Source organism: Rhodoferax sp. GW821-FHT07G04 (genome assembly GCF_059418585.1).
On sequence record NZ_JBWKQD010000005.1, the window covers coordinates 213,011 to 232,424 of the forward strand.

Genomic DNA, 19,414 nt, shown 5'->3' on the forward strand with positions numbered 1-19,414 from the left:
CCCAAATAGGGTTTATTGAAGCCAATCTCCCTTGTCTGCAGGTGAAAGTAGGCTGTAGCCCTCGTCAAATAATAGTATGTAGCTATTGAAAATATAGCAAATGTGGCCTGATCAAGCCATGACCGCCCATCGCAACTTGGCCGAGGTGGAACGTGGGTTGGCCCGGCGTTCGTCAAACGAGGCGCGAATCGGGTCGCTGGCCACGCTGGCGTACACACCGCTGCGTTCGCCGGTCTGGAACGCCTTCTTGACCCGCCTGTCTTCGCCCGAGTGGAAGCTCAGGATCGCCACCCGGCCGCCGGGGTTCATGCAGGCTGGCAGTAGCGCCAGGAACCGGTCCAGCACGCCAAACTCGTCGTTGACCTCGATGCGCAGCGCCTGGAAGGTGCGTTGCAGCGCCTTCTTGGTCTCGGCCAGGCGTTCTTCCTCGGGCATGCTGCGCTTGAAGGCCACTGCCAGCGTCAGGCGCACCAGGTCGGCTAGCTGCGTCGTGGTCTCCAGGTATTGGCCTTGCAAGGCGGCGGCCAGCGGGATGGCAAAGGGCTCGTCGGAGTTTTCGATCAGCAGGTCGCGCAGGCGTTGGCGCGTCACGGACTGCAAGAGTTCGGACGCCGACTGGCCACTGCTGGGGTCCAGCCGCAGGTCCAGTGGGCCGTCGGCCTTGAAGCTGAAGCCCCGTGCCGGGTTGTCGATCTGCATGGACGACACACCCAGGTCGGCCAGCACCACATCAAAGCCGCCACCGGCTTCGGGCAACAGCGTGGCCAGCTCAGAGAAGTTGATGCGGCGTATGACCAGCTCGGCGGGCGTGAAGCCCAGCTTGCGCAAGCGGGCCTCGGTGCGGGGCAGTTCGATGGGGTCCACGTCCACACTGAACAGGCGGCCGCCGGGCAGCAGCATGGGCATGATCTCCTGCGTGTGGCCGCCAAAGCCCAGCGTGGCATCCAGGCCTGTCTCGCCGGGCTGGGGTTTCAGAATGTCCAGGATTTCATTGACGCAGATCGAACGGTGCATGCCCGCTGGCGTTTGGCCCCGATCCAGCACCTTCTGAATCGCGTCGGCGTTACGGGTGGGGTCCAGCTCTTTGTATTTTTCTTCGAAGCGTTTGGGGTGGGTGCCCGCATAGCGCACCCGTCGTTGGTGGGGGGTGGCGTCATCGGTCATGCCCCCATTGTGGCTTATGCGGCCAATGTGGCTTCCACGGTCGCTCACCACCCTCCGAGGGGCCGTGCTCCCCTTAGGTTCCGGCGGTGGTGATCAGTCGAAGGTCAAATACCCGCTCTACCAACCACAACCCGGCCACCAGCATGGTCAGCAGCGAGCCCCCAATAAACACGCCCCGGCGATAAAACACCGTGTGGCGCAGCAAAAAAGCCGCTGGCAAGAAGCCGGCCACGATGGCCAATTGGCCGGTCTCCACGCCCAGGTTGAAGCCCAACAGCGACAGCGCCAAGGCGTCCGCTGGCAGACCCAGTTCGGCCAGCACACTGGCGAAGCCAAAGCCGTGGATCAGGCCGAAGCAGAACGCCACCACCCAGCGCTTGTGCGCCACCATGGGCCATACATTGTTGGCGGCGGCCAGCACCACGGACAGCGCTATGGCGGATTCCACCAGGCGCGAGGGCAGGGACACCAGGCCCAGCGCAGCCAGCGACAGCGTGATGGAGTGGGCCACCGTGAACGACGTCACCACCCAAAGCACTTCTTTCCACGCTTGGCCAAACCGCTCGGCGCCGCGCCAGGTTTTTCCGTCGAGCACCAGAACGGCCGGCAATAGCAGGGACAGCAGAAACAGGATGTGGTCGAACCCAATCCAGATATGCCAGATGCCCTCCACCAGATATTGCTTGAACTGCTGCAGGCGCGACACGGCCTCAGCACCAAACTGCATTTCGCCGCTGGTGGGCGATAGCACGGTGGTGTGTGTGGTGCCGTCTACGGACGCGCGCAGCAAGCCGCGGTGCAGGCTGTCCAAGTCAAACAGCAGCCTGTAGCGCAGACCCAAGGCGCCGGTGCTTTCGGGGCAGGTGGCGTTGAGTTTCAGCACGGCGTAGGCACCATCGGTGTGTTCATCGACCTGCAGGGCGTCCAGTTGCAACGGGCACAGGCCGCCGCGTTTGATCTCCAGGCGGCTCAGCGCCCAGGCCGCAATGTCGGCTTGGCGCGTGCGCAACTCACCCCAGGTGATGTCACCATTGCCATCGTTGTCCAGTCCAAGGGCGAAATCGATGTCCCGCACGGCAATGTCCCACTGCGCGGTGATGGCAGTGCCCTGGGCGGTGACGACCAGGTAGCTGTCACTGGCTTTGTGGGCCCACGCGCTCAGGTGCATGCACAGCAGCAGGGGCAAGAGCAGCAGATAGCGCTGCATCATTTGGCACCTCCGGCGGCGGCGCCTGGCAAGGCCTGCACCTGTTGGGCGAGTGCGCGCAGGGGCTGGCCTTCAAATCCGCTGCTGTGCAACCAGTCCAGCACCGGGCGCGCCGCGGTGGGGTCGCGGCTGGCCAGTGCCGATTCGAGCACGATGCGGGCATCCCGTGGCTCCTTTTGCACTAGGAAGTTTTCCGTGGCCAGGCGCAAGGCCTCTTTGGCATCATGGCGCAGATGCAGGTAGAAGCGCGCTTCCTCGGCCTGGTGGGTGGTGTCACCGCGCAGCCTGGCGGCCGCAAAGCGGTCGCCCAGCGTCAGCACATGGCCCTTGGCGGCCGGCAGTTTGAGCAGGGTTTCGGCCTCGGTCAGGCGCAGCAATAGGCCGTCGACCGCATCCCATTTGGCCAGTTGTTGCACTAACTGGTCGGCATGGCCCTGGTCCAGCAGAAAGTCGCTCCAGGCCGCCAGCAAGTAGCCGTCGTCTATACCAAGGTCCAGGGCGCGGCGGAAGTGCTGCTCGGCCATGGCTGGCTGGCCCTGCCAGGCAGCCACCTCTGCCAGCCGCGTGTTCAGCCACAGGCGTTGGTCGTCGTCGTGGGTCAGGGCCAGGGCCTGTTGCAGTGTCTTGTAGGCGGTGGCCAATTGGCCGGTGTAGGCCTGTGTCAGGCCGGCACAGCCGCCGCGCAGCACCGGGCGCTGCAGGCGCTGCAGGGCCTCGCACTCCTGGGCGGCCGCGGCATAGTTGGCTTGCACCAGGTAGATGGCGCCGCGCCAGGCGTGGGCACCGGCCAGATCGGGGTCTTGCTTCAGCGCGGCCGCGAAGTCACTGAGCGCATCGGTAAAGTCGTGGCGGTACTGGCGCACCATGCCCCGCATCACCAGCAGCGGGGCGGACATATGGTTTGCAAACTGGCCCACCAGGGCATCGGCATAGCCCACATAGCGCGGGTCGCCACGGGCAGCGGCCAGGTCGAAGTAGCGCTGTGCCAGTGCCAGGGCGAGTTCGGGGTTCGTGGGGGCCTTGGCTACAGTGGCGCGCAATGCCGATAGCTCGCGGGCCACGGTATCGCCCGGCCTGAAGGGCAGGCGTTCTATGACTTCGTTGTCGTTTGTCGGAGTATGGGGTGCGGCCTGCACGGCGGTGCCAAGCAAAGCGCTCACAAGCAGAAGCAGCGCCCCCCAGCGCCCCAGTGGGTGGGGGCAGTCGCCCAATTGTGGGAAATTCATATTTAAAGTACATTGTTCTTTGGCCCTTACCGCCAACCAGCCCTTTCATTAAACTCCAGGAGACAATTTATGAGCAAGTTACTTTCCGCCTTAGTTGCTGCAGTCTTTGCTACCGCTTCTGTGGGGGCATTTGCCGCTGCCCATGGTGGCGCCATGTCTGACAAAGAGAAAGCTGAAAAAATGGAGGCATGCAAGAAGATGGATGCAGCCAAAGCCGACGACAAGATGAAGGAAGAGTGCAAGAAGATGATGGAAGAAAAGAAGAAATAAGTCTTCGCACCACGTCATTAAAAAAAACGGGCCCTGAGCCCGTTTTTTTACGCCGGTTGCCCCAGCGGGAGGATGCTGTTTGCTCTAGCCTTTTGGAGTCTTGCGCAATATCTCGCCCGTCTCATTTCCTTCTTGCTTGCCGTCCGGCGTGCGGCGTATGTAGTCAAAGATTTCGTCTTGCTGGATGGTGACCATCTGCCCCGCCTTCAGCGACGGCACGTCGCGTGGCTGGTTGTGCAGCATGCCGTTGATCTGCTTGCCGGACCACTGGGTCACTTCCACCCACATCCACTCTTTGCCGCCAGCGCTGGTGGCAAAGGGGGCTTTGAAAGAGATGGACTCGCCGGGCCGCAGGCCCGCTACGAAGGCGGCCTTCAGCACGGGCAGCTTGCTGCGCGCCCGCTCGCTGGCCGCGCGCAAGGCCGCATCGTGCTTGACGCGCACCACGTCGTCCGGCTGGGCACCAAACACCTCCGTGATAAAGGCCGTCTGGCGGCTGGTGGCATCGCTGCCACTGTCGGGGTTGAAGCGCAGCTCCAGTAGCGTGTTGTCCGCATCGCCGTCCTCCAGCTTGGACTCTATCAGCAGCACGCGACCAATTCTGTTGGTCTTGCCGACTACTGTGTTGTTGATACGTTGGCGCAGGGCCGGGTGCTGGATGGCGGTGATGTTCAGTGCATAGAGGCCGGCGTTGTTGGGGCGGTCGCCCTCTACCAGCCGCTGCGCCACTGCGCTCAGCGTGTTACCCAGCGATTCGTTCAGCGTCCAGACGGTGTCGTTGATGACCAGATCGGGCAGCGCAAACTTGCTCATGCCCAGCGTGATGGATCGCACCCGGCCCTTGTCGTTGTAGGCATGGATCGTAATATGGCGGCTGGCGTCGGGCAGCGTGCCATCCCATGTGGCAATACGGGCCTGCTTCCACGCATCGGGGGTGAATACCTCGCGGGTTTCCTCGTCCCACAGCAGAGCCTGCATCTCGGTGGCCAGGCGCAGGGCATAGGTGTTGGCCTTCAGCAAATTGGGCAGGGCGTCACGCGTGGGGTAGGCAAACACCATGGTCAGCACCTGGGGCGAGGTCTGCAGCGCCTGGGCCTGCGCCTGGCTCAAGCCCCGGCCGTAGTATTTCAGCGACTCCAGCGACGGCGGCTTGTAGGCCGTTTCCACATTGCCAATGATGGAGGTCAGTGTCAGCGTGCGCTTGTCCTTGGCCATCAGATCGGGCTTGTTGACAATCTGAAAGCCAAATTGCGGATCGGCCGCCAGCTTGCGCGCCAGCTTTTCGGGCGCATCACCGCGCTTGCTGTCGAAGTACAGCGCAAAGCTGTAGACGGTCACTGGCCGCAGCCAGGCGGCTGCGGTCAGCGCCCGGCCGGGCTCTGCGTGGGCCACCGAGGGCAGGTAGGGCTGCAATAGGAGGAGGGCGAAGACAAGAGCGATGCGGGCGTGCAAGGGCATGGGCGGCGGCGCGAACAAGGGAGTAAAAAAGCCTACGACGATTGGTAGGCCGAGATCCCATAGTTTACGTAGCCGGTGTTGCCGCTGTTGCTGTGATTGTTGTTTTGGGCCGCATTGAGTTTTTGCACCACGGCCAGCATGGAGGTCTGCTGGGCTTTCAGTGCGGTGGCGCGCTGGTTCAGGCTGGCCATGGAGCCGCTGACGCTGGCGTCGGTGGCCAGTTCCTGGTTAGCCACGGTATCTACGATGTGGCCTAGCTTGGCCAGCGTGGCGCGTGCCGTGGCGGGGTCGGTCTGCAGGGCTGCGTCCAACTTGGCACTGTCCCAGGTGAAGCTGCCGTCCGTTTGAGGCTTGATGCCCAGCTTCTTCAGCGCGTCCAGCATGGCTGTGTTGCCGGTGATGGCGCGGCTCAGGTCGCGGCTGGTGCGGTTGGCGCTACCTACCTCCGTCGGCGAGCTGCCGGGCACGGCTGCTGTCGTCTTGGCGGTTGTGATGGCGGTGTTCAACCCAGCCATGAAGCGGCTCAATGCGGTCTTGGTATCTGCCGCGCTGCTGGCCGTGGTGAGCCCACCCAGGGATTTGGCCGCAAGTTGTACGTCGGATAGCGACGATTTCAGCTTGCCGAAGGAGGACAGTTGGGCACTGGTCGTGTCCAACTGCGACTGCAGGCGTGCCACGGCTTGGCCCATGGCGCGCACCACCGGGTTGGCGCTGGACAGGGCCCGCGCAGATGCCGTGCTGGACGAATTGCTGCTGTTGTTGTTACCGGTTAGGCCGTTGGCGGATGCGCTGCCGTCGGTGATGGATCGGATGGCCATGGTCTGTACCTCTCCCCAATTGCTCTTTTCATTCGCAGCATAGCGAGAAGACCTGGGGCACAGTGCCCGCAAATGGCAGCCAAATGCGGTGCATCTTCACATCCGCAGGCGAATGGGCGACAGCTAGCCTGAGTTGGCTTTCAGCAAACGGTAGTCGCTGGGCGAAATGCCGACATGGCGGCGAAACGCACGCGAGAACGCGCTGTGGTCGGTGAAGCCGCTGTCCAGGCCAATCTGCGCCACGGTGCGGTCCGTGGCCAGTTGGCCCAGCGCAAACTCCAGCCGCAGAGACAGCAACCAGCGGCTGGGCGTGAGCTGCAGCAGGGCCAGCACATGGCGCTCCAGTTGCGCTACCGACAGCTTGGCATGCTGTGCCCAATCCGCCACGGTGATGGGGTCGGTGCAATGCTGGCGCGCCCAGGCCAGGCTGCTGGCCAGGCGCTGGTAGACCGGGTTCTGCGTGGACGGGCCCCGGAGGTCACGCGAGATGCCGACGATGCCGCGTACCTGGCCGTCCTCGCGGATCGCGTGTTTGACCGACAGGCACCAACCGGATTCACCGTTGGGAAACAGATGGCGCTCCAGCATGTCGCCCATGCTGACGCCACTGCGGATGACCTGCAGATCCTGTTGCCAGTAGTGCTCGCCCAGTTGTGCCGGAAACACCTCCGCTGCTGTCTTGCCCTTGAGCGCTTTCAAATCGGGCAGACCCAGGCGCTGCAGCAGCGTCTGGTTGGCATGGGTGTAGCGGCCTTCGGCGTCTTTGCTGAAGTAGACGACATCGGGCAAGCGGTCAAACAGGGCGTGGTGGGCGCTGAGGATATCCATGGCCGCATTGTGCCGAATTCTGCATGCCGGTGCCGGACTTTGATCTAGACCGGCGCGGTCCGGCTGGCAACAATCTGGGCATGGAAAAAATCATCTGCATCGATTCCCACACCGGGGGTGAACCCACCCGGGTCGTGGTATCCGGCTTTCCCGAACTGGCAGGGCTGCCGCTGCCCGAGGCCGTGGAGCGGCTGCGCAGCGAGCACGACGCCTACCGAAAAGCCACGGTCTGCGAGCCGCGCGGCAATGACGTGGTGGTGGGCGCGCTGCTATTGCCCGCCGTCAACGCAGGCTCCTTGGCCTCGGTCATCTTCTTCAACAACGTGGGCTACCTGGGTATGTGCGGCCACGGCACGATTGGTCTGCTGGCCACGTTGCAGCATATGGGCCGCGTTACACCGGGAACCTATGCTATCGACACGCCGGTGGGCACGGTGCAAGCCCATTTGCACGGCAAGGGTTGGGTGGAGGTGGACAACGTGCCGGCCCACCGGCATTTGGCCGGCGTGGTGCTGGATGTGCCCGGCTACGGTCAGGTGGTGGGCGACGTGGCCTGGGGCGGCAACTGGTTCTTCCTGACCGATGCGCGCGAACTGCCGCTGACCCTTGGTGGCGTGCAAGACCTGACCGCCTTTGCGCTGGCCGTGCGCCGCGCGCTACGCAAGCACCGCATCACCGGCAGCGGTGGTGCCGAGATTGACCACATCGAACTGATGGGCCCGGCCCTGACCCACGGCAACAGCGGCCGCAATTTCGTGCTGTGCCCGGGTGGCGCCTACGACCGCTCACCCTGCGGCACCGGCACCAGCGCCAAGATCGCCTGCCTGGCGGCCGACGGCAAGCTGGCTGAGGGCGACCGCTGGCTGCAAGAGAGTGTGGTGGGCAGCGTGTTTGAAGGCCGCTACCGCCTGGTGGGCGAGCAACTGCTGCCCAGCATCCGCGGCCAAGCCCACGTCGTCGCAGAGACCACCTTGCTGCTGGACCGCCGCGACCCCTTCTGCTGGGGCCTTGAATAGCTGCCAGCGCTTCCACGATTTCTTTACAACAACCCTAGGAGACACAACCATGAACACATTCTGGCAAGGCGTTTTGCCCGCCATCACCACCCCTTTCCTGCCCAATGGCGAGGTCGACCATGCCTTCCTGGCCCACCATGTGGACCTGATGATGCAAGCCGGCAGCACCGGCATCGTGCCCTTGGGCTCATTGGGCGAAACCGCTACGTTGAGCTTTGACGAAAAGCGTGCCATCCTGCGCACCGTGGTCAATGCCGTGGCCGGCCGCGGCGCCGTGGTGCCGGGCGTGGCGGCCCTGGCCACGGGCGATGCAGTGCGCTTTGCACAGATGGCGGCAGAGGAGCGTTGCAGTGGCCTGATGGTGCTGCCGCCCTATGTGTACTCCACCGACTGGCGCGAGATGAAGGCCCACGTGAGCGCCGTCATTGCCGCCACAGCATTGCCCTGCATGCTGTACAACAACCCCATCGCCTACCGCACCGACTTCAGCGCCACGCAGATGCAAGAGCTGGCCGCCGCCCACCCCAATCTGGAGGCGGTCAAGGAGTCCAGCGCCGATGTGCGCCGCATTGCGGCCATCAAGGCCGCGCTGGGCACGCGCCTGCATATCCTGGTGGGCGTGGACGATCTGATCGTCGAAGGCATTGCCGCAGGAGCCACTGGCTGGGTGGCGGGGTTGGTCAACGCCTTTCCCAAGGAATCGATCGCACTGTTCAAGCTGGCGCGCGCCGGCCGCTGGGCCGAGGCCGAGCCGCTGTACCACTGGTTCCTGCCGCTGCTGCGCATGGACGTGGTGCCCAAGTTCGTGCAACTGATCAAGCTGGTGCAGTCCCATGTGGAGATGGGCAGCCAGGCCGTGCGCGCACCGCGCCTGGTGCTGGAGGGCGAAGAGCTGGCCCAGGCCAATGCCGTCATCAAGCAGGCCCTGATCACCAAGCCCACGCTGCCCGCAGTCTGATATGTCCGTTGCCACGCGCACGCGCGATGCCCAGGTCATCGTCATCGGCGGCGGGGTCATAGGCTCGGCCTGCGCCTTTCGCCTGGCGCTGGCCGGGCAAGACGTATTGCTGCTGCACGCCGACGCGCCCGGTGCCCCCGAATCCGCGGCTAGCTACGGCAACGCCGGCCATATTGCCACCGAGCAGCTGTTCCCGCTGGCCAGCAAGGCGGTGCTGCGCGACGCATGGCGCTACCTGGTGGACGCCGAAAGCCCGCTGCGCCTGCGCGCCTGTTACCTGTTGCCGCTGATGCCCTGGCTGGCCCGCTTTGCGTGGGCCGCGCGCGACCATGCCTATGTGCGCGGCGTGGCCGCATTGGTGGCCCTGCAACACAGCGCGCTGGCCGATATGACAGATCTGCTGGCCGACGCTGGCGTGGGCCATCTGCTGCACCGCAATGGTCACCTGGAGGTGTTTGAGACCCAGGCCGCTGGGCAGACGGCGCAGGCCCACGCGCAGCGTTTGATGGCCTACGGTGTGGAGTCGGTGCCGCTATCGGTGGCCGAAGTACGGGCCCAGGTGCCGGGGCTCAATACCGGGGTGCAGGGTGGGGTGCAATACCTGGGTAGCGGCCATGTGGACGACCCCTGGGCCGTGTGCCTGGGGCTGCGCGAGGCCTTGCTGCGCAGCGGTGGCCAGATCCGCCACGGCAGGGCGCTGCGGCTGGAGGGCGGCTCAGAAGCGGGTGCATCCGTGGTGTTGGAGGATGGACGCACGCTGCACGCCGACCAGGTGCTGGTGTGCGCCGGGGCCTGGTCCAAGCCGCTGGCCGCCAGTATGGGCTACCGCGTGCCGCTGGATACTGAGCGGGGTTACCACATCGCCATCAGGGGTATGGCCGGCGGCGCACAGGCGGGGCCGCAGACGCTGCAGCGGCCTGTGGCATCGTGCGAGCGCAAGGTCATCATGACCTCCATGTCCACGGGCTTGCGCATGACCGGCACCGTGGAGTTGGGCGGCCTGCGCCTGCCGCCCGACCCGCGCCGCTTCGACTTGCTCAAGCGCCAATTGCAGGCCCTGCTACCGGGGGCGGACACTGCCGATATGCGCACCTGGATGGGCTTCAGGCCGTCTTTACCCGACCATTTGCCGGTGCTGGGCAGCGCACCCCGCCATAAGCATGTATTCTTCGCGTTTGGCCACCAGCACTTGGGGCTGACCTTGGCCGGTGTGACCGCCGCTGTGATGGCGGAGTTCATGCAGACCAACACCAGTCCCATTGACCTGAAGCCCTATGCGGTAGACCGCTTTCGCTTTGCGTGAGCGGCGTCCACCCGTGGGTAGCAACCTACCCGTTATGGGGTTTTCAGCGCTGTTTCGGCCAATGTGTTAGTAAAAAAGGCCACAAGCCCTCGTAAATACTCAACGTGTTGCTATAAAAATAGTAACAAGCACCAACCCGACCCGGGTTGCATGAAGGGAGATATGCGGATGAAGAGCGTATTTGGATTTGTACTGCTGGCGGCACATGCGCTGACCAGCTGGGCCGCTGGCGACGAGATACCGCTGCGCCTGCCCACCACCATCGCACCCACGGCCTACCGCCTGGCCCTGCAGGTGGACCCCAACCAGCCCAAGCACAGCGGTGAGGTCACCATCGCGGTCGACGTCAAACAGCCCGGCAAGCTCGTGCGCATGCATGCGGTCGACATTGCGGTGGCCTCTGCCGTGTTGACGGTCAATGGCAAAAACTACACCGCCAGTGCCAAACAGCGCACGACGGAGGTGCTGGACCTGAACTTTGCCAAGGCCTTCCCCAAGGGCAAGGGCCAGTTGCGCATCGCCTTCACCGGCCATATTGAAGACAAGGACAGCCAAGGCCTGTTCCGCCAGAAGGAGGGCGGCGAGTGGTATGCCTTCACCCAGTTCGAATCCATCAGCGCCCGCCAGGCCTTCCCCGCCTTTGACGAGCCGGGCTGGAAAGTGCCATGGACGCTGTCGCTGACCATCCCGCAAGCCATGACCGCGGTGGCCAGCTCGCCCATGGCGCGCGAAGTGCCGATGGAAGGCGGCCAGAAGCGCGTCGAGTTCCAGACCACCAAACCCCTGCCCAGCTACCTGCTGGCTTTTGGCGTGGGCCCATTCGACATCCTGGACGGCGGCATGGCCGGCAAGACGCCTGTGCGCTTCATCACGCCACGCGGTCGCGCCAAGGAGGCCACGTTTGCCGCCAGCGTCACGCCCCGCATCCTGGCCAAGCTGGAGGCCTACTTCGGCATGGCCTACCCCTATGAAAAGCTCGACGTCATGGTGCTGCCACTGACGCTGAACTTCGGCGCCATGGAGAACCCGGGCCTGGTCACGTTCAACTCGCTGCGCATGCTGTCCAAGCCGGGCGAAGAGACGGTGGACTTCAAACGCATGTTTGTCGAAACCCAGGCCCACGAACTGGCCCATATGTGGTTCGGCGACCTGGTCACCATGGCCTGGTGGGACGACCTCTGGCTCAACGAATCCTTTGCCTCGTGGATGGCCGAGAAGATCACCGTGCAAATGGGCCCCGAGTTGCACGGCGAGAACGCCACCCAAAGCGCACGCGCATGGGCCATGCAGACCGACCGTCTGTTGTCGACCTCGCAGATCTACCAACCCGTCACCAAGACCTTCTCGCAGAGCGACCCCTTGGGTGGTCAAAGCGCGGCCATTGTGTACGGCAAGGGCCAAGCCACTCTGGCCATGTTTGAAACCTGGATGGGGGAAGACAAATTCCAAGCCGGTGTGCGCCGCTACATGGCCAAGCACGCTTGGCGCAATGCCACCGGTGAAGACTTTGTGGCCGCCATGGCGCAGGGCGACAAGCAGTTGACGGCCGCATTCCGCACCTTCACCCACCAGCCCGGCATCCCACGCGTGGCGGTGGCCTTGAAGTGCGATGGCCAGCCCCGGCTGGAGCTGACCCAGTCGCGTTTCTTGCCCGCTGGTGTGAAGGCGCCCAAGGACTCGCAGTGGTGGGTGCCTGTGACGGTGCGCACCCCCGCTGGCACGGCGCAGATGCTGCTGAAGGACAAGGTTGGCGAGTTGAAGCTGGCCGACACCAGCTGCCCCGCCTGGGTGCAGGCCAATGCGCAGGGATCGGGTTACTACCGCGCCGTCTACGCCCCTGGCAAGATGAGCGAGCTGATGGCCAAGGGCGATTTGACGACGCCCGAATTGTTGGCCAATCTGAACGACGTGAAGGCCCTGGCCGAGTCCGGTGACCTGGCGATTGCCGAATCGCTGGCCATCGCCGCGCAGTACGCCGGTCATGCGCAGCATGAAGTTGCGGAATCCGCATTGAGCGTGATCAGCAGCGTGGAACTGGTGCTGGAGCCCTCGCAGCGTGAAGCCTATGCGCAGCTGTGGCAATCCGCCTTTGGCAAACGGGCCCGCCAATTGGGCTTGCTGGACCAAGTGCAAGACAGTGCTGATGACCGTGCGATGCGGGCTAAATGGGTGTCGCGCTATGTTGCCTTGAGTGCCGACCGTGAGCTGACCGTGCAGGCCAACACGCTGGCGCAGCAGTGGCTCAAAGACAAGACCAGTTTGCCGCCCACCAACCGTGCGCTGGTCTTGCGTGCTGCGGCCTACCATGGTGACCGCGCCTACTTCGATGCCCTGGTGGCGGCCGTGGTCGGCAACCCCGACCGCAGGGAGCGTGCCGACATCTACGCCGCGTTGGCCGCTTTCCGCGCGCCCGAACTGGCCCAGGCCGCGCGCGACCTGTGGCTGTCTCCCCAGCATGACATCCGCGAGCTGATGGCCGCCGCCCGTGTGCGCGGCCGCACCGAGGCGCTGCGCGAAGGTATGCTGAGCTTCGTGACCAGCCGCTTCGAGGCCATCACCGCCAAGTTGTCCAAAGATGCTGCGGCCCGCTTCCCGCAAATGTTTGACGGTGCCTGCAGTGCCAAAGAGGCAGACCAGGTGGAGGCCTTCTTTACGCCACTGACCAAGACCTACACCGGCATGACCAAGACCTTGGCGCAGTCTTTGGAGTCAATGCGCATCTGCGCGCACTACCGCGACGCACAACATGCCAGTTTGCAAGCCTATTTGAACCAGTTTCAAAACGCCATGTGAAACTTTGGCAGCGGTGCAACGCCGCTGCTAACACAACCCTGGTTCGCGTAAGGGCAGCGCGGCTTTGGGTTTGGCTCTACAGTAGTAGCCGGGTGCAGCCCTTCGCGCGTTGAGATGAAGGTGCGGGGCTCGGCTACTTGCAGGGCAAGCGCCTACCCCCACGGTTGTTGCAGTGCGGATAAATGCACGGTGCTTAGGCATCAAATTTGCTGGTGTTTTTTGCGTGGTAGTGCTCAAATGAAACTATCGAAGATGTGAACTAATAGCTTGTTGTCTGTACCTAACGTTCAAGCCCATGCTCCTTCCAGTTTGGGCTGACTGAAACAGGAGGCCCTATGGATGCAATTGGCAACTTCGTCGCCCGCTATGCGCGTAGCCGCGAGGAAGAACTCTCGATTGACGAATACCTGGCGGAGTGCAAACGCAATCCGCTGGCCTATGCCACAGCCTCCGAGCGCATGCTCACCGCCATCGGCGAGCCGGAGTTGGTGGATACACGCAACGACCCTCGGCTATCGCGCCTGTTTGCCAACAAGGTCATCAAGCGCTACCCCGCATTTGCCGAGTTCTATGGCATGGAAGACGCCATTGAACAGGTCGTCAGCTATTTCCGGCACGCCGCGCAGGGGCTGGAAGAGCGCAAGCAGATTCTGTACCTGCTGGGGCCAGTGGGCGGGGGCAAGAGTTCCATCGCCGAACGGCTCAAATACCTGATGCAGCAGGTTCCGTTTTATGCCATCAAGGGCTCGCCCGTCAACGAAACGCCTTTGGCTCTGTTCGATCCCATTGAAGACGGGCCTATTCTGCAAGAGAACTTCGGCATTCCGCGGCGCTACCTGCAGCGCATTCTGTCGCCCTGGGCCGTCAAGCGCCTAGACGAGTTTGGCGGCGATATCCGCCAATTCAAGGTGGTCAAACGCTACCCCAGCATCCTGAAGCAGATCGGCCTGGCCAAGACTGAGCCGGGTGACGAAAACAACCAGGACATCAGCTCACTCGTCGGCAAGGTCGATATCCGCAAGCTCGAGAGCTATGCGCAGGACGACCCCGATGCCTACAGCTACTCGGGTGGCCTGTGCCTGGCCAACCAGGGGATGCTGGAGTTTGTGGAAATGTTCAAGGCGCCTATAAAGGTGCTGCACCCGCTGCTGACCGCTACCCAAGAAGGCAACTTCAAAGGCACGGAAGGTTTTGGCGCCATACCGTTTGACGGCATTGTGTTGGCACACAGCAACGAGAGCGAGTGGAAGACATTTCGTAACAACAAAAACAACGAGGCCTTCCTGGACCGCATCTACATCGTCAAGGTGCCGTACTGCCTCAGCGTGCGCGAAGAAATCAAGATTTACGAAAAGCTGGTGCGCGACTCTTCGCTGGGAGATGCCAAGTGCGCACCCGGCACCTTCAAGATGATGGCGCAGTTCTCGATACTGACGCGCCTGAAGGAGCCCGAGAACTCCAGTCTGTACAGCAAGATGCAGGTCTATGACGGAGAGAGCCTGAAAGACACCGACCCGCGCGCCAAGAGCTACCAGGAGTACCGCGACTACGCCGGTGTGGACGAGGGCATGAACGGTGTGTCTACGCGGTTTGCATTCAAGATCCTGTCCAAGGTCTTCAACTTCGACAGCTCTGAGGTGGCGGCCAACCCCGTGCACCTGATGTATGTGCTGGAGCAGCAGATCGAGCGCGAGCAGTTCCCTGCCGATCTGGAAACCAAGTACACCGGCTTCATCAAGGAGCACCTGGCACCGCGCTATGCCGAATTCATCGGCAAGGAAATCCAGACCGCGTATCTGGAAAGCTATAGCGAATATGGCCAGAACATCTTTGACCGCTATGTGACCTATGCCGACTACTGGATACAGGACAACGAGTACCGCGACACCGACACCGGCGAGTCCTTCGACCGCTCTGCACTGAATGCTGAGTTGGAGAAGATAGAAAAGCCCGCCGGCATTGCCAACCCCAAAGACTTCCGCAACGAGATCGTCAACTTCGTGCTGCGGGCGCGTGCCAACAACCAGGGCAAGAACCCCAGTTGGACCAGCTACGAGAAGCTGCGCCTGGTCATCGAGAAGAAGATGTTCTCCAACACCGAAGAGCTGTTGCCCGTCATCAGCTTTAACGCCAAGGCCAGTGTGGACGAGGCCAAGAAGCACGAAGACTTTGTGACCCGCATGGTGGCCAAGGGCTACACGGCCAAGCAGGTGCGTCTGTTGTGCGAGTGGTACCTGCGCGTACGCAAGAGTTCCTGATTCGGCGGCAATCACCGCCACCACCCAGCAGCAATGACGGAGGATCATCGCAATGTCCCTTCAGATCATTGACCGCCGCCTGTCGGGCAAGAACAAGTCCATAGGCAACCGCGAACGCTTTCTGCGCCGCTACAAGGAGCAGATCAGCGACGCGGTGCGGCGCGCCGTGTCAGGCCGCGGCATACGGGACATGGAGCAGGCCGAGAACATCACCATTCCCAAGAAGGACATCAGCGAGCCGGTCTTCCACCACGGCCAAGGCGGCATACGCGACACCGTGCACCCCGGCAACAAGGACTATGTGCGTGGCGACCGCATCGCACGACCCAAGGGTGGCGGCGGTGGTGGCGGTAGCCAGGCCAGCGATTCGGGGGAGGGTGAGGATGACTTCACCTTCACACTGAGCAAAGAAGAGTTCATGCAAATCTTCTTTGAAGACCTGGCCCTGCCGCACCTGCTGCGTACCCAGATTGGCGACAGCCCCGAGTGGAAGAGCCACCGCGCCGGCTATTCGCACGACGGCACACCCAACAACCTGCACATTGTGCGTTCCATGCGCGGCGCGTTGGGCCGCCGCATTGCGCTGGGCACTTCGGCGCGGCGTGAGTTGCACGAAAAAGAAGCGCTTCTGGCCGAATTCAAACGCTTCCCCGCGGGCCGAGAGAGAGAAATTCTGGAACTGGAGCGCGATATTCTGGAACTGAAACGCCGCTTGCAGAACATCCCTTTTCTGGATCCCATCGACCTGTGCTTTCGCAACCGCGTGCGCGTGCCCGTGCCCACCAGCAAGGCCGTGATGTTCTGCCTGATGGACGTGTCGGGTTCCATGGACCAGGAGCGCAAGGATTTGTCCAAGCGCTTCTTCACCTTGCTCTATCTCTTCTTGACGCGGCACTACGACAAGATCGACATCGTCTTCATACGCCACCACACGCAGGCACAAGAAGTAGACGAAGACACCTTCTTCCACGCCACTGAGAGCGGTGGCACCGTGGTCAGCAGCGCGCTGGTGTTGATGCACCAGATCATTGCCGAGCGTTACCCCCATGGCGACTGGAACATCTATGGCGCACAGGCCAGCGATGGTGACAACTTTTCAGATGACAGCGAACGCTGCACCGAGTTGCTGACCGAAAAGCTGCTGCCCCTGTGCCGCTACTTCGCCTATGTACAGGTGGCTGACGAAGAGCAGAACCTGTGGCGCGAGTATGTGGCCCTACAAGCCATGCACAGCAACTTTGCGATGCGCAAGGCCACCGAGGCCTCGCAGATCTACCCGGTCTTCCGTGACCTGTTCAAAAAGGAAGGAACGCGCGCGTGACCGCCGAACTACACCCCGTGCTAGAACGGCGCAAGACCGAGAACCTGGGCCGCGTGCCAACCTCTGGCGACCGGCGCCCGCACACCATTCTGCAAGCGCCGTTGCCCGCGCCACCGCGTGCAGCCGCCCATCTGCCCGACCCCAGTGACTGGACCTTCGACCTGATCGAGCGTTACCACGAGGTTATTCGACAAACGGCCGAACGCTTCGGGCTGGACACTTACCCCAACCAACTGGAGATCATTACCGCCGAGCAGATGATGGATGCCTATGCCTCGGTCGGCATGCCCATCAACTACCGGCACTGGAGCTATGGCAAGGAGTTCATTGCGACGGAAAAGAAATACCGCCGCGGCCATATGGGCCTGGCCTATGAGATCGTCATCAACTCCAACCCTTGCATCAGCTACCTGATGGAAGAAAACACCACGGCCATGCAGGCCCTGGTGATTGCCCACGCCGCCTATGGGCATAACAGCTTCTTCAAGGGCAACTACCTGTTCCGCATGTGGACCGATGCCTCCAGCATCATCGACTACCTCGTCTATGCCCGCGCCTACGTCACAGAGTGCGAAGAGCGCTATGGCATGCAAGACATGGAGGACCTGCTGGACTCTTGCCACGCGCTGGCCAGCTTTGGCGTGGACCGCTACCGCCGGCCCAGCAAACGCACGCTGGCCCAAGAGATGCGCGAGCGCAAGGAACGCGAAGCCCACGCCCAGCAGCAAATCAATGCCCTGTGGCGCACCGTGCCGGTGAAAGAGGGCGCTGGCGACCAGCCGCAGAAGGTGGATCGCTTCCCGCCCGAGCCGCAGGAGAATCTGCTCTATTTCATCGAGAAAAACGCACCGCTGCTCAAGCCCTGGCAGCGCGAGGTGGTGCGCATCGTGCGCAAGATCTCGCAGTATTTCTACCCGCAGCGCCAGACCCAGGTCATGAACGAGGGCTGGGCCACGTTCTGGCACCACAAGCTGCTCAACACCCTGTATGACGACGGCCACCTGAGCGATGGCGTCATGCTGGAGTGGATGACTTCGCACACCAATGTCATCTTCCAGCCACCGGTGGACCACCGCGGCTACAGCGGCATCAACCCCTATGCGCTGGGCTTTGCGATGTACACCGATATCAAGCGCATTTGCGACAACCCCACCGACGAAGACCGTACCTGGTTCCCCGACATTGCCGGCAAGCCCTGGCTGCCTACGCTGCACCACGCCATGCGCAATTTCAAGGACGAGAGCTTCATTGGCCAATACCTGTCACCCAAGCTGATACGCGACATGCACCTGTTTGCCATCCACGACGACGAGAAGATCAACGACCTGGAGGTGTCTGCCATCCACGACGACGTGGGCTACCAGCGCATACGCCAGGCCTTGTCGCTGCAGTACGACCTGGGCACGCGCGAACCCAACATCCAGGTCTGGGACGTAGACCTGCGCGGCGACCGCACGCTGACCCTGCGCCACACCCAATACCAGGACCGGCCCTTGGGTGAAAGTACGCTGGAGGTCATGAAGCACGCCGCCCGCCTGTGGGGTTTTGGTGTGACGCTGGAGAGCGTCAACAGTGCGGGCGAGCGGGTCAAGGAGTGGAGTGTCTCCAGCCCGGCTTAAGGAGTTTTTTGAATGGTTGATAAAGCAGTGCGCGGCATGTATTGCCTGCGCTGTAGCAGCAAGCAAGTGGTGCGCGGCTCATTGGGAGAGTCGGCACGGTTCTACCCCTTGCGCGGTTTTTTCAAGGCCATGCTCGGCAAGCCGGTCTTCATCAAAGACGAACACTCCCATGCTTGCCTGGACTGTGGCCTGGTCTGGAACGAACTGGACACCGCCAGCCTCAAAAGGAACATCCGCACCTTTGGCCTTGCGCCGCATAGCACGGGTGTGATGCGGGTGGTGCAGGGGGAAGAGGGCGCGCGGAGGGGTTAAGGTCGGTACATCCACCTGCCAATGGCTGCACCAATAGGCCAATGGATTGCATCCACACACTTTCTTGAGAAACAGCTAGCGGCTCACCGCACTTTTCGCACTTCTCCAAAGAAGTTTGCTGGTTTTTTCCGCAAGAGGGGCAGAGCACGGGTGAGATTCCGAATGAATCCTAGGTTGATTGTTGCCTCATTCAGTAATGATGACTGTGCGTAGCGCGACTGCCGTTGCGGGGCGAAAGCAGACGCGCGCGCATATCAGCTTTGGGGAGGAAGCGGTCGCTCACCAAGCCGGCCCAATTGCCTGTTTTTAGCGCGTTGGCACCTAGAATCTGGCAATCTCAATCTGCGGGGTTTGTCGGAATTTTTATACCTGTATAAATTTCAGGTAAAACCGCTGCAAGCAAGGCCCCAAGCCACTCTTAGGAGAAATTCATGTCCAGATTATCCCGCAGCGCCCAGATTAATCCGCAGGTTCTGCGGTCTACATTACGTTAGGTGTGCGGTGAGGCGGACGCTGCAGGCCACCACGCCAAGGAACCGTACCAGTGATCGATCGGTTGCCAAAATGCCTCGCCTTCCCTCCCGGGTTGCCGAGTTCACTGAGGTCGCCTCGTCGCCGCGGCCAGCGTGTTTGTCAACCGGCCTTCTTCCGTGCAAAACTCGCCGTCGTCGCGCTTGGCCAGGCAGTCCTGTGCCTTCGTTCACCCACGGCGGTCAGTGTGGGCGTGCCCGCTCGTCGGTTCAGGCGCCACAACACTGTTGAAATGAAGCAAGTCGCAGCCCTGTTCACCTGCAGCTCTTGGCCTCGGCCTGAGCGCCTGGTGAGCTTCATTCAGCGTCGCCCCGGTTGGTGCCCATTCGTTG

15 protein-coding genes are annotated in these 19,414 nt (G+C 62.4%); 9 read left to right on the top strand and 6 right to left on the bottom strand.

Going from position 1 to position 19,414, the window contains the following annotated elements:
• Positions 1–111 precede the first annotated feature (111 nt).
• The 3 genes from rsmH to AC07OO_RS22190 all read right to left on the bottom strand — a co-directional run bounded on the left by rsmH (position 112) and on the right by AC07OO_RS22190 (position 3,531).
• The gene (gene rsmH, locus AC07OO_RS22180; RefSeq protein WP_495084322.1) at positions 112–1,164 is read right to left on the bottom strand and encodes a 16S rRNA (cytosine(1402)-N(4))-methyltransferase RsmH; all 1,053 of its coding nucleotides are present in this window, start codon (positions 1,162–1,164) and stop codon (positions 112–114) included.
• Between the two features lie 73 nt (positions 1,165–1,237).
• Positions 1,238–2,374 (bottom strand): HupE/UreJ family protein, encoded by a 1,137-nt coding sequence (locus AC07OO_RS22185; RefSeq protein WP_495084323.1) that lies wholly within the window; start codon positions 2,372–2,374, stop codon positions 1,238–1,240.
• A complete protein-coding gene (locus AC07OO_RS22190) occupies positions 2,371–3,531 on the bottom strand; it encodes a tetratricopeptide repeat protein (protein WP_495084324.1) in 1,161 nt (386 codons plus the stop codon). Before AC07OO_RS22190 ends, AC07OO_RS22185 begins: the two co-directional genes overlap by 4 nt.
• A 135-nt stretch (positions 3,532–3,666) precedes the next feature.
• On the opposite strand from AC07OO_RS22190, the gene AC07OO_RS22195 reads away from it, so the two are divergent.
• Positions 3,667–3,867 (top strand): hypothetical protein, encoded by a 201-nt coding sequence (locus AC07OO_RS22195; protein WP_495084325.1) that lies wholly within the window; start codon positions 3,667–3,669, stop codon positions 3,865–3,867.
• A gap of 84 nt (positions 3,868–3,951) precedes the next feature.
• On the opposite strand, the gene AC07OO_RS22200 is transcribed toward AC07OO_RS22195, so the two are convergent.
• From AC07OO_RS22200 to AC07OO_RS22210, 3 genes are all read right to left on the bottom strand, one after another.
• Complete coding sequence (locus tag AC07OO_RS22200; protein ID WP_495084326.1) at positions 3,952–5,325, bottom strand: DUF2314 domain-containing protein; 1,374 nt, start codon at positions 5,323–5,325, stop codon at positions 3,952–3,954.
• Positions 5,326–5,357: 32 nt separating this feature from the next.
• The gene (locus AC07OO_RS22205) at positions 5,358–6,143 is read right to left on the bottom strand and encodes a hypothetical protein (RefSeq protein WP_495084327.1); all 786 of its coding nucleotides are present in this window, start codon (positions 6,141–6,143) and stop codon (positions 5,358–5,360) included.
• Positions 6,144–6,266: 123 nt separating this feature from the next.
• A complete protein-coding gene (locus AC07OO_RS22210) occupies positions 6,267–6,971 on the bottom strand; it encodes a helix-turn-helix domain-containing protein (protein ID WP_495084328.1) in 705 nt (234 codons plus the stop codon).
• 80 nt (positions 6,972–7,051) lie between these two features.
• Between AC07OO_RS22210 and AC07OO_RS22215 the strand changes: the two genes are divergently transcribed.
• The 8 genes from AC07OO_RS22215 to AC07OO_RS22250 all read left to right on the top strand — a co-directional run bounded on the left by AC07OO_RS22215 (position 7,052) and on the right by AC07OO_RS22250 (position 18,551).
• Positions 7,052–7,987 (top strand): proline racemase family protein, encoded by a 936-nt coding sequence (locus AC07OO_RS22215; protein ID WP_495084329.1) that lies wholly within the window; start codon positions 7,052–7,054, stop codon positions 7,985–7,987.
• Positions 7,988–8,036: 49 nt separating this feature from the next.
• Positions 8,037–8,945: a dihydrodipicolinate synthase family protein gene (locus AC07OO_RS22220; protein WP_495084330.1), complete on the top strand. Its 909-nt coding sequence runs from the start codon at positions 8,037–8,039 to the stop codon at positions 8,943–8,945.
• Between the two features lies 1 nt (position 8,946).
• A complete protein-coding gene (locus tag AC07OO_RS22225) occupies positions 8,947–10,248 on the top strand; it encodes an NAD(P)/FAD-dependent oxidoreductase (RefSeq protein WP_495084331.1) in 1,302 nt (433 codons plus the stop codon).
• Between the two features lie 168 nt (positions 10,249–10,416).
• Positions 10,417–13,041 carry a M1 family metallopeptidase gene (locus AC07OO_RS22230; RefSeq protein ID WP_495084332.1) on the top strand — a complete coding sequence of 875 codons (2,625 nt, stop codon included), beginning with the start codon at positions 10,417–10,419 and terminating at the stop codon, positions 13,039–13,041.
• Positions 13,042–13,376: 335 nt separating this feature from the next.
• On the top strand, positions 13,377–15,299 hold the full coding sequence (locus tag AC07OO_RS22235; RefSeq protein WP_495084333.1) for a PrkA family serine protein kinase: 1,923 nt from the start codon (positions 13,377–13,379) through the stop codon (positions 15,297–15,299).
• Positions 15,300–15,351: 52 nt separating this feature from the next.
• Positions 15,352–16,620 (top strand): YeaH/YhbH family protein, encoded by a 1,269-nt coding sequence (locus tag AC07OO_RS22240; protein WP_495084334.1) that lies wholly within the window; start codon positions 15,352–15,354, stop codon positions 16,618–16,620.
• Entirely contained in the window at positions 16,617–18,239 is a 1,623-nt protein-coding gene (locus AC07OO_RS22245) for a SpoVR family protein (protein ID WP_495084335.1), read from the top strand. The genes AC07OO_RS22240 and AC07OO_RS22245 overlap by 4 nt, the downstream gene beginning before the upstream one ends.
• A 12-nt stretch (positions 18,240–18,251) precedes the next feature.
• Positions 18,252–18,551, top strand: a complete 300-nt coding sequence (locus AC07OO_RS22250; protein WP_495084336.1) for a hypothetical protein — start codon at positions 18,252–18,254, stop codon at positions 18,549–18,551.
• Positions 18,552–19,414: the final 863 nt, after the last annotated feature.

Bases quoted from the DNA above. Each gene is read 5' to 3' on its own strand.
- rsmH (WP_495084322.1), bottom strand. From the start codon at position 1,164: ATGACCGATGACGCCACCCCCCACCAACGACGGGTGCGCTATGCGGGC.
- AC07OO_RS22240 (WP_495084334.1), top strand. From the start codon at position 15,352: ATGTCCCTTCAGATCATTGACCGCCGCCTGTCGGGCAAGAACAAGTCC.
- AC07OO_RS22220 (WP_495084330.1), top strand. From the start codon at position 8,037: ATGAACACATTCTGGCAAGGCGTTTTGCCCGCCATCACCACCCCTTTC.
- AC07OO_RS22205 (WP_495084327.1), bottom strand. From the start codon at position 6,143: ATGGCCATCCGATCCATCACCGACGGCAGCGCATCCGCCAACGGCCTA.
- AC07OO_RS22185 (WP_495084323.1), bottom strand. From the start codon at position 2,374: ATGATGCAGCGCTATCTGCTGCTCTTGCCCCTGCTGCTGTGCATGCAC.
- AC07OO_RS22250 (WP_495084336.1), top strand. From the start codon at position 18,252: ATGGTTGATAAAGCAGTGCGCGGCATGTATTGCCTGCGCTGTAGCAGC.
- AC07OO_RS22235 (WP_495084333.1), top strand. From the start codon at position 13,377: ATGGATGCAATTGGCAACTTCGTCGCCCGCTATGCGCGTAGCCGCGAG.
- AC07OO_RS22195 (WP_495084325.1), top strand. From the start codon at position 3,667: ATGAGCAAGTTACTTTCCGCCTTAGTTGCTGCAGTCTTTGCTACCGCT.
- AC07OO_RS22230 (WP_495084332.1), top strand. From the start codon at position 10,417: ATGAAGAGCGTATTTGGATTTGTACTGCTGGCGGCACATGCGCTGACC.
- AC07OO_RS22210 (WP_495084328.1), bottom strand. From the start codon at position 6,971: ATGGATATCCTCAGCGCCCACCACGCCCTGTTTGACCGCTTGCCCGAT.
- AC07OO_RS22200 (WP_495084326.1), bottom strand. From the start codon at position 5,325: ATGCCCTTGCACGCCCGCATCGCTCTTGTCTTCGCCCTCCTCCTATTG.
- AC07OO_RS22225 (WP_495084331.1), top strand. From the start codon at position 8,947: ATGTCCGTTGCCACGCGCACGCGCGATGCCCAGGTCATCGTCATCGGC.
- AC07OO_RS22215 (WP_495084329.1), top strand. From the start codon at position 7,052: ATGGAAAAAATCATCTGCATCGATTCCCACACCGGGGGTGAACCCACC.